At 46.3% G+C, this 9,276-nt stretch carries 10 protein-coding genes; 8 read left to right on the top strand and 2 right to left on the bottom strand.

Going from position 1 to position 9,276, the window contains the following annotated elements; translation table 11 throughout:
* Positions 1 to 289: 289 nt before the first annotated feature.
* From nirK to ACTHY5_RS09805, 3 genes are read left to right on the top strand one after another with little or no spacing between them, the layout of a single operon-like run.
* Positions 290 to 1,711: a copper-containing nitrite reductase gene (gene nirK / locus ACTHY5_RS09815; RefSeq protein ID WP_441879168.1), complete on the top strand. Its 1,422-nt coding sequence runs from the start codon at positions 290 to 292 to the stop codon at positions 1,709 to 1,711.
* Positions 1,711 to 2,487 carry a formylglycine-generating enzyme family protein gene (locus tag ACTHY5_RS09810; RefSeq protein WP_441879166.1) on the top strand — a complete coding sequence of 259 codons (777 nt, stop codon included), beginning with the start codon at positions 1,711 to 1,713 and terminating at the stop codon, positions 2,485 to 2,487. Before nirK ends, ACTHY5_RS09810 begins: the two co-directional genes overlap by 1 nt.
* A 15-nt stretch (positions 2,488 to 2,502) precedes the next feature.
* Positions 2,503 to 3,039: an SCO family protein gene (locus ACTHY5_RS09805; RefSeq protein ID WP_441879164.1), complete on the top strand. Its 537-nt coding sequence runs from the start codon at positions 2,503 to 2,505 to the stop codon at positions 3,037 to 3,039.
* Positions 3,040 to 3,113: 74 nt separating this feature from the next.
* Here the strand turns inward: ACTHY5_RS09805 and ACTHY5_RS09800 are convergent, their stop codons facing one another.
* A complete protein-coding gene (locus ACTHY5_RS09800) occupies positions 3,114 to 3,737 on the bottom strand; it encodes a YceH family protein (protein WP_441879162.1) in 624 nt (207 codons plus the stop codon).
* 232 nt (positions 3,738 to 3,969) lie between these two features.
* Here ACTHY5_RS09800 and ACTHY5_RS09795 point away from each other — a divergent pair, with 232 nt between their 5' ends.
* Entirely contained in the window at positions 3,970 to 4,521 is a 552-nt protein-coding gene (locus tag ACTHY5_RS09795; protein WP_441879160.1) for a hydrolase, read from the top strand.
* 87 nt (positions 4,522 to 4,608) lie between these two features.
* Here ACTHY5_RS09795 and ACTHY5_RS09790 read toward each other — a convergent pair whose 3' ends face one another.
* Positions 4,609 to 6,033, bottom strand: coding sequence for an alanine/glycine:cation symporter family protein (locus tag ACTHY5_RS09790; protein ID WP_441879158.1), 1,425 nt, complete (start codon positions 6,031 to 6,033; stop codon positions 4,609 to 4,611).
* Between the two features lie 249 nt (positions 6,034 to 6,282).
* Between ACTHY5_RS09790 and tal the strand changes: the two genes are divergently transcribed.
* The 4 genes from tal (at position 6,283) to tsaA (ending at position 9,108) form a co-directional block, all read left to right on the top strand.
* A complete protein-coding gene (gene tal, locus ACTHY5_RS09785; RefSeq protein WP_441879156.1) occupies positions 6,283 to 7,242 on the top strand; it encodes a transaldolase in 960 nt (319 codons plus the stop codon).
* Between the two features lie 237 nt (positions 7,243 to 7,479).
* The gene (locus tag ACTHY5_RS09780; RefSeq protein ID WP_441879154.1) at positions 7,480 to 7,641 is read left to right on the top strand and encodes a DUF3545 family protein; all 162 of its coding nucleotides are present in this window, start codon (positions 7,480 to 7,482) and stop codon (positions 7,639 to 7,641) included.
* Between the two features lie 337 nt (positions 7,642 to 7,978).
* On the top strand, positions 7,979 to 8,356 hold the full coding sequence (gene rcsF, locus ACTHY5_RS09775; protein ID WP_441879152.1) for an Rcs stress response system protein RcsF: 378 nt from the start codon (positions 7,979 to 7,981) through the stop codon (positions 8,354 to 8,356).
* Positions 8,356 to 9,108, top strand: coding sequence for a tRNA (N6-threonylcarbamoyladenosine(37)-N6)-methyltransferase TrmO (tsaA, locus tag ACTHY5_RS09770; RefSeq protein ID WP_441879150.1), 753 nt, complete (start codon positions 8,356 to 8,358; stop codon positions 9,106 to 9,108). Before rcsF ends, tsaA begins: the two co-directional genes overlap by 1 nt.
* Positions 9,109 to 9,276 lie beyond the last annotated feature (168 nt).

Raw genomic sequence — 9,276 nt, 5'->3', positions numbered from 1 at the left:
ACAAAGCCACACCGAACCCGCTGGCACAACAACATATATTAACATATTCATATAGGTTACAGCTGCACTTATTGCCCCCAGTTATCCCCTGCTCCCTTAAAGCGACACTCCGGCATCATGCATTAAGTTGCATTGAGTTAGCCTATTTGTAGTTTTTTTGTTAAGTTGGCGTCATCAGTAGGATTTATTGATCTAAATCAGGTTTTTAAGTTTAAAAATCCTGATAATTGCATTTGAGATGCATGTTTATTATTTATATTAATAATGACAAAAAAGCAGGGAGCAATGTATGAAACTAAACAAACTTGTCGCCGCTATTGGTATGACATTTGCCTTGTCTGTGCAGGCCAGCGAGCTGCCGGTCATTGATGCCGTACTCACCTCACCACCTTTGGTGCCACCACCTATTGAGCGAGATCATGCCGCTAAAGTGGTGGTAAAAATGGAAACGGTAGAAAAGGTAATGGAAATTGCTGATGGCGTTGAATATATGTTTTGGACCTTTGGTGGATCTGTACCAGGCCAATTTTTACGTATACGCCAAGGAGATGAAGTTGAGTTTCACTTATCTAATCATCCCAGTTCTAAAATGCCGCATAATATAGACTTGCACGCGGTTAATGGCCCAGGTGGTGGTGCGGCTGCGTCTTTTACCGCACCAGGTCACACCTCGGTATTTAACTTTAAGGCACTACACCCAGGTTTATATGTTTATCACTGTGCAACCGCCCCCGTGGGCATGCACATTGCCAACGGTATGTATGGGCTAGTGCTGGTTGAGCCAGAAGAAGGCTTACCGCCGGTTGACCGTGAGTACTACGCCATGCAGGGGGACTTTTATACCAAGGGCGCTTATGGCGAACAAGGGTTTCAGTCTTTTGACATGGATAAAGCCATTAAAGAAGATGCAGACTACGTATTATTTAACGGCTCGGTGGGGGCATTAACCGGTGAACAGGCATTAACTGCCAACGTAGGTGAAACTGTGCGCTTATACATGGGCAACGGCGGCCCTAACTTGGCCTCCAGTTTTCACGTCATCGGTGAGATTTTTGACAAAGTAAGTGTTGATGGTGCTTCATTAGAAAACCAAAATGTGCAAACCACCTTAATCCCTGCTGGTGGTGCCATTGCAGCCGAGTTTAAGTTAGATGTACCAGGCAACTATATTATGGTTGACCACTCAATCTTTCGTGCCTTTAACAAAGGGGCGCTGGGGATGATTACTGTGGATGGCGATGAAGATTCCACTATTTATTCGGGTAAAGTGGCGGATAATGTCTATTTACCTGAAGGGTCAGCAGTACAAAGTATTTATGAAGAACGCCCTAAACTCACAGCTAACAATAAAGAAGATCGTATGCTTTATGGTAAGCGCGTTTATGAGGCAAACTGTCAGGCGTGTCACCAAGCCGATGGCGCCGGTATTCCTGGGGCTTTCCCTCCACTGGCCAAGTCTGACTTCTTAAATGAAGACCCAACTCGTGCCATCGACGTTGTGGTACACGGCTTGAAAGGCCCCATTAAGGTCAATGGTAAGGCGTTTGATAGTATTATGCCTGCTATGAGCTTATCTGATGAAGATACCGCTAACGCCTTAACTTATGTGCTAAATAGCTGGGGCAATAACGGTACCGTTATTAAGACTGAAGAGGTCACCAAGCGTCGTGAAGAAGGTGAATCTATCGTTATGGAAGGGAGCGCTCACTAATGATTGCAGCACTGTTGCTTGGCTTAGCGGCACTACAAAGCTCAGTGCCTGCTCACTCTGATACGCACTCTACTAGTAAAATGGTCGAACTTCCCCGCGGGGAGGTTCGCCCCCTCTACCTCACCAAAGACAGCCCTTTTACTCCGGTGGCATCTTTTTGGCTGGATATTATGCCAGTTACAAATGGTGAGTTTGCTGATTTTGTACAACAGCATGCCGCTTGGCGTGCTGGTCAAGCGCCCGCTTTATTTGCTGAGGCGCAATATTTAAGTCATTGGTCTGAAAACGGCCCCACTCCTAAACAAGCAACCCAACCCGTTACCTATGTATCTTGGTTTGCCGCAGATGCTTATTGTCAGGCTCAGGGCAAACGATTGCCAACGGTATCGGAATGGGAGTATGTGGCTCAGGCCTCTGAGCACAGTAAAAATAGCTATGATGACGCTGAGTTTAGTCGGCGTATTTTGTCTTGGTATGCCCGCCCTGCCACAGCTGAATTAGCAAGTGTCGGACAAGGCACGGCAAACTTTTGGCAAGTGCATGATATGCACGGACTAGTATGGGAATGGTCACAAGATTTTAACTCAGCCTTAGTCACTGGCGAGTCTCGGGGGGACAGCACCCTAGACCAAGGTTTATTTTGCGGCTCGGCGGCCTCTGGCAGCGCCGACCCGTCTGATTATGCCGCTTTTATGCGCTATGGTTTTCGCTCTAGCTTAAAAGCCCCCTATACCTTAAGAAACTTAGGCTTTAGGTGCGCATTGAGCGCTGAGTAATAAAAGGAGATACCAATGAAGATACTACTCACATTGTTATTGCTGGCTGCATTTAACGTGCAAGCCGCCCTGCCAGGAGACTCTGTTTATCAATTAAATAGCCAATGGCAAGACCGCGATAGCAACGAGCTTAAACTGGCCGATTTAACCGGTAAAAAACAAATTATTGCATTAATCTATACCGACTGTATTACTGCTTGCCCGGTTATAGTAGCAGACATGAAGTCTATTCAAGAGGCACTCACGCCAGCACAACAAGAGCAAGTAGGCTTTGTATTAGTGTCGTTAACACCGGCCCGTGATACGCCAAAGATTATGCGCCACTTTGCCAAAAAGCGAGAGTTAGACAAACACTGGACGCTGCTTAGTGGTGACGATGAGAAAGTACGCACGCTGGCCATGGCGCTCAATATTCAATATATGGGGCTACCCGACGGTGAAGTTGCCCATTCTAACGCCATTACGGTGTTAGATGAGCAAGGTAGTATGCAATTACAGCAAGTAGGGTTACCCAGCGGACCTGAAGCGCTGATCAAGAAGCTGCTTGATTAAAAAAAAGCCAAAGACATCGCTGTGCGTCTTACGGCGTTTAGCGTAAAGCGTACGGCTGTTTCTTCTAGCTTTCTTTACTCTTCTAACTCAGCAATGCGGGCATGTAATGCCGTAATTTGCGCTTGTAAGTCGCTAACCTGCTGCTTTAGTGCTTGGTTTTCTGCAGCACTACCGGTATCAAGATACTGTTCGTAATCGACATCACAAAATAAATGGCCATAGCGAGCGTCTCGTTTACCGGGCAGCTTGGCCAATTTCACCACATAGGGCCCTTTGCTAATTAAGCTTTGTAGGCTGTCTTCTACTGCGGTTACATCGCTAAACTGATACAAGCGTGAGGTACGGCTGCGTAATTCACCTGGGGTTTGTGGACCGCGCAACAGTAATTCGCAAATAATGGCTAACTCAGCAGCGCTAAATTGCAGGTCGCCAAATTCGGTATTACAAAAACGATGCTGGTATTTGGCGGTGCGGGCATTAAAGTCGGCGCAGTTATTGACTTGATGGCGAGCGATTAACGAGTCTAATGCCACCTGCAACTCAGCCTCGGTTAAGGTAAGCACAGGCTGTCGATTGCTTTTTTGATTGCAGGCATTCAGCAATGACTTAAGCGATAGCGGATAGACTTCTGGGGTAGAAACCTGCTTTTCTATTAAACAGCCAATAACACGTTGTTCTAATGGCGAGAGCACTTCCATTTTGACACTCCTTCATTGGGTACTCAAGACTAAACCGACTAATAAAAAAACGCCAATAAAAACCGCCATTTAGCTAAGGGAAAGCGGTACGTCTAACGCTGCCCGCCGTACGCCAAAGAAAAACACTGCTCTTCTGCCGTCATACGGCCGTCTGTTAGCGCTTTTTCTTTATCCATTAAAAACGGCATACTAGTAACCGATTATTTATAGTGGCGATATTAAGGAGCAATAAATGCTAATGAAAGCGGACCAAGCGGCATTAATGGTGATTGATGTACAAGAAAAGCTGGCGCCAGCGATTGCCGATAGCACCAATCTTACGGCGCGTATTCAGTGGTTAATTAGTGCCTGCCAAGTACTCAATACCCCAACCATTTTTACAGAGCAATATCCTAAAGGCTTAGGCCATACTTTGCCTGAGTTATTGAGCCAAGTTTCTCAGCCTGAAGTGGTTGAAAAAACACACTTTTCTGTGGTAGCAGCTCACTGCCTGCCTGAACAATGGCAACGCTATTCTCAGATAATCGTCTGTGGCATGGAAGCCCATGTGTGCGTATTACAAACCGTACTCGAACTGATACAAGCAGGAAAAGAAGTGTTTGTAGTGGCCGATGCGGTGGGCAGTCGCACTGAGCAAAATTATCAATTAGGTCTTGAGCGTATGCGCAGTGCCGGTGCTCATATTGTAAGCCGAGAAATGGTGGTGTTTGAGCTATTACAACAAGCAGGCACCGAACAATTCAAAGCCATTAGTAAACAGTTTTTACGCGGCGAGCAACCTTAAAGCATTGATTGGGGAATGGGGATTGGGGTATAACACTTCTAACTCCCTAATCCCCGTTCACCCATCACTAACTCCTAAGCCTCAGTATTACTTATGCTTATCCCAAATGCCTTCTTCTAGCTGACTGTGCAGTTCAGGATATTTAGTGGCATCAAAACTGGGGACTCTGCCAAGCTTTCGTTGATCGTTGTAATCTTGTGCCAGCTTAACCGCAACACCAGATAGCAGTAAGATAGCCACCAAGTTCGTTAGCGCCATTAGCCCCATAGACACATCGGCCATGGCCCAAATAATAGGCAGTTCGCCAATGGCTCCAAACATCACCATAGCTAATACAAATAATCTAAATATAAGCAGCCCATTTTTACTGTCTTGCTCTAAAAAAATTAAGTTATTTTCAGCATAAGCGTAGTTGGCCACTATGCTGGTAAAAGCAAAAAACAAAATGGCAATAGCAATAAAAACACTGCCCCACTCGCCGACTTCATGGGATAAAGCCCGTTGAGTAAGCTCGATACCGGTAACACCTGAGCCTGCTTCAAATTGACCAGACAGCAAAATAATAGATGCCGTACAGGTACAAATAACCAAGGTATCAACAAACACTCCTAGCATTTGTACATAACCTTGAGAAGCTGGATGAGGAGGATAAGGTGACGCAGAAGCAGCCGCGTTAGGTGCCGACCCCATACCCGCTTCATTAGAAAATAACCCACGCTTAATACCATTCATTAGTGCTTGAGAAATAGCATAGCCAATGGCCCCTCCTCCTGCTTGCTCTAGCCCCAGTGCCGATTTAATAATCAGCATAAAGACGCTGGGTAATTCGGTGAGGTTCATTAACACCACCACAAAAGCAATAACAAAATAAGCCAGTGCCATTACCGGCACTACCAACTCGGCAAAGCGGGCTATGGTTCTTAATCCACCAAAAATAATTAGCCCAGCTCCTAGCACCAAAATTGCGCCAGAGGCCCACTCAGGGATGCCAAATGCCACGTCCATGGCTGCACTAATAGAGTTTGCTTGCACGGCATTAAAGACTAAACCAAAAGCAATAATCAAAAACACGGCAAATAGCATCCCCATCCAGCGCATGCCTAAGCCTTTTTCCATATAGTAGGCTGGGCCACCGCGATAGTTACCCTGCCCGTCTTTTACTTTATATAGCTGCGCCAGCGCACTTTCGGCAAACGCCGTTGCCATGCCGATAAAGGCAATTAACCACATCCAAAAAATGGCGCCGGGCCCGCCTAAGTACAAAGCAACAGCCACCCCAGCTAAATTACCTGTACCCACCCGTGCAGCAAGACTGGTGCACAGAGCTTGAAAGGAAGAAATGCCCGCAGCATCTGAGCGACGGCTGTGCTTTAGCACCGAAAACATGTGGCCAAAATGACGAAACTGGATAAACCCCAACCGAATGGTAAAAAAGGCTCCCGCCCCCAGTAGCAGATAGACCAGTAAGCTCCCCCAGAGTAAGTTGTTGATAAAAAAAATGGTGGAGTCCATAAATAAAGTCCTGCCTAAAAAAGTAATGGGTGCTGAGTAAGCGGTGGTCAGTGCACATGAGTGATGTTTACCGACTGATATTAGTGCTTGATGATAAACTATCGCCTGTATAAAAACGGCTATAATCTGCTTTTTTTACTATTTACTGACTAAAACGCGACTAGGGTCAGACGCTTGGCTTTATTTTACCGTACCTAATGAGAGATACTGTGTATTGTTTTATACAGACTTAAGCCAAGGATCCTGAACATGACCGATATACTCTCGCAATTACGTACGCTGACGACTGTGGTTGCCGACACAGGTGATATTGAAGCCATTCGTAAGTATCAACCACAAGACGCCACCACTAACCCTTCGTTAATTTTGAAGGCGGCACAAATTCCTGAGTATCAGCCGCTGTTAGCGCAAGCGGTAAGTTGGGCAAAAAATCAAAGTACAGAGGCAGCTCAACAACTTATGGATGCATCAGATAAACTGGCAGTGAGCATTGGTTGTGAGATATTAAAGCTGATCCCGGGCCGAATTTCTACCGAGGTAGACGCGCGTTTGTCGTTTGACACTGAGGCCAGCATCAGCAAGGCTCGTCAGTTAGTGGCTTTGTATCAAGATGCAGGCATAGGCCGTGAGCGTATTTTGATTAAACTGGCCGCCACGTGGGAGGGCATTCGCGCAGCTGAAGTGTTAGAGCAAGAAGGTATTAATTGTAACTTAACGTTACTGTTTAGCTTTGCCCAAGCTCGCGCCTGTGCCGAAGCCGGTGCTTATTTGATCTCACCTTTTGTGGGTCGCATTCTTGATTGGTATAAGCAAAACACCGAGCAAAAAGAATACACCGCAGAGCAAGACCCAGGGGTGGTATCAGTTACCGATATTTATAACTACTACAAAGCCCATGGCTATAAAACCGTCGTTATGGGTGCCAGCTTCCGTAACACCGATGAAATTATTGCGCTAGCCGGCTGTGACCGTCTCACCATTGGCCCTAACTTATTAGAAGAGTTAAGCCAAACTCATGGCGAGTTAGCGGTTAAATTACAAGATACAGGCGCCACAGAAACTCGCCCAACGCCCATGACAGAAGCTGAGTTTCGCTGGGAGCATAATCAAGATCCTATGGCAACCGAGAAACTGGCCGAAGGTATTCGTAACTTCGCTATCGATCAAAATAAGTTAGAAACCATGCTAACGGCCATGCTGGAAAAATAAAACATAGCGGCCTGCGCCAAGCACCAAGCACCAAGCACCAAGCATAATAATGAGATACCGGCAAAACAGCTGACCGTTTTCTTTAAACTGGGCGCTTGGTGCTAGGCGCTGTTCTTTTTTGATGCGGCTCACTCTTTTGTCACTCTAATGTCATCCTCCTCTTCTATTCTTAATCTCGTCATGCTAAATCTAAATTGAACTACCGGTTAATAACTCAGAAACTTACAGGAGAGCCCTATGGAAAGGAGCAGCTTCAGTCAGGAATTTGTGGTTAAACGGTCTCCGCGTTTTAATGCGCGAGAGGCAGCTAAAATTGGTCAGTGGCGAAAAATAGAAGCAATATTAGACGAACAACGTCTGCAACAAGAATTACGGCAATTTGATGATATAGAAGGATAATACCAATCTGGAAAACTAACTGCTCAGGCTTTATGGCTTAGGTGGGGTCGATTTCAACCGACTAAAAACCACAGCCAAAAGAGGTCGAATAAATTCGACCCTACGCTCGGGGTAGGTGGGTATAAAAGCTGATCTTTGTGTCTCCAGCGCTCAACGTAAAAAGAAATCACATAGTTAGTTAGATTGGGATAATCAACACCAAGCGCTGATTTTAAGGCTGAAAGCTGGAAGAGGTTCTGGCTTTCAGCCTTTCGTTTTTAAAGTGCCTTGCCAAACTTGGCGCTGATGGTGGTTTTGGTGCACAATTGGGTTCTTTTTTAAATATAAGGGCGTATTTATGCGGTTGCGTGTGATGGCTGTGGGCTTGTTAACGCTGGCATTGTCAGGTTGTGCTAATAACTGGGGATTTAATAGTAACGTCTCGCCTGAGGGCATTAAAGACTACTACAAAGGCGATAGCGTAACCTTGTATAGCAAAGCCGAGTTAGAAGGCATTAATTATGTCACCTTAGGCTCAATTGAAGGCGAAGCCTGCCAAATTGCTGCTATTGATGCGCCGCCTAAAGATGCTGATGCAAAAGCAGATGTACGCCGCCGCGCCGCCGATATGGGCGCCAACGGTTTACTACTAGATAGCTGTGTTCGCTTTAATGATATGCCCGGCTGTTTAGAGCAAGTATTGTGCAGTGGCCAAGCGATTAAGGTGGCTGACTAATGGCAAACACGCCGTTATCGCCAGAACCATCATCGTCGCACGCTGATGCTCATTCCACAGTGCTGAATACTATCGGCCTTATTCGCTCGCCTTATAAAGAAAAATTTGCAGTACCGCGCCAGCCCGGGTTGGTGACATCTGCCACTGCACGCCTAGAAATGATAGCGCCCTATAATGAGCCTAGTGCGTTTAAAGGCTTGGGCGAGTTTAGTCATTTATGGTTGATGTTTGTGTTTCATCACACTCAAGATAAAGGCTGGAACCCTACGGTACGTCCTCCTCGCTTGGGGGGTAATGAACGTGTTGGCGTATTTGCTACTCGCTCAACTTTTAGGCCCAATCCACTCGGACTCTCTGTAGTGCGCTTACTTGATATGTGTAAAGACGGTAGCAAAGTATGGTTAGAATTAGGCGGTGTCGATTTAGTAGATGGCACTCCTATTGTCGATATCAAACCCTATTTACCTTGGGTGGATGGCGTGCCTGATGCCCACGGCGGTTTTGCTCCTGCCGCCCCCGATTTAAGTATGGAAGTACGCTTTACCCCCGAGGCGGAGTTAGTTTGCGCTCGCTCACACATTGCTAACTTACAGCAATTTATTAGCGAAGTGCTTATGCAAGACCCTCGTCCGGCTTATAAACGCAAACAGCAAGCTTGGCAGCAATATGGCGTGCGTTTATATGATTATAATGTCCGCTTTGAGGTGTTTGGTCAGCTCACCCGCGTGCTAAGCATAGAACCAAGTGAGTAAGCTTTTGCGGTCATTGCGAAGACAATCCATTTAACAGGCAGCCGTACGCTTTACGCTGAGCGCTTTACGAAAAAACAAAGCCGCAGCTTTTCTTTAACGTAAAGCGGTCAGCGTTAGATGTAGCGCTTTCTTTTGGGAATGGATTGCCGCGCTACGCTCGCAAAGACG

It is taken from the genome of Oceanisphaera sp. (genome assembly GCF_052084945.1).
Taxonomy (GTDB): Bacteria; Pseudomonadota; Gammaproteobacteria; order Enterobacterales; family Aeromonadaceae; genus Oceanimonas.
Note: the sequence above shows the minus strand (reverse complement) of the source record. Positions and strands in the feature narration are given on the sequence as shown.

What these genes read in the sequence shown, in the direction of transcription:
- ACTHY5_RS09800 (WP_441879162.1), bottom strand. Translation starts at nt 3,737, where the DNA reads ATGGAAGTGCTCTCGCCATTAGAACAACGTGTTATTGGCTGTTTAATA.
- tsaA (WP_441879150.1), top strand. Translation starts at nt 8,356, where the DNA reads ATGGCAAACACGCCGTTATCGCCAGAACCATCATCGTCGCACGCTGAT.
- tal (WP_441879156.1), top strand. Translation starts at nt 6,283, where the DNA reads ATGACCGATATACTCTCGCAATTACGTACGCTGACGACTGTGGTTGCC.
- ACTHY5_RS09780 (WP_441879154.1), top strand. Translation starts at nt 7,480, where the DNA reads ATGGAAAGGAGCAGCTTCAGTCAGGAATTTGTGGTTAAACGGTCTCCG.
- rcsF (WP_441879152.1), top strand. Translation starts at nt 7,979, where the DNA reads ATGCGGTTGCGTGTGATGGCTGTGGGCTTGTTAACGCTGGCATTGTCA.
- nirK (WP_441879168.1), top strand. Translation starts at nt 290, where the DNA reads ATGAAACTAAACAAACTTGTCGCCGCTATTGGTATGACATTTGCCTTG.
- ACTHY5_RS09810 (WP_441879166.1), top strand. Translation starts at nt 1,711, where the DNA reads ATGATTGCAGCACTGTTGCTTGGCTTAGCGGCACTACAAAGCTCAGTG.
- ACTHY5_RS09795 (WP_441879160.1), top strand. Translation starts at nt 3,970, where the DNA reads ATGCTAATGAAAGCGGACCAAGCGGCATTAATGGTGATTGATGTACAA.
- ACTHY5_RS09790 (WP_441879158.1), bottom strand. Translation starts at nt 6,033, where the DNA reads ATGGACTCCACCATTTTTTTTATCAACAACTTACTCTGGGGGAGCTTA.
- ACTHY5_RS09805 (WP_441879164.1), top strand. Translation starts at nt 2,503, where the DNA reads ATGAAGATACTACTCACATTGTTATTGCTGGCTGCATTTAACGTGCAA.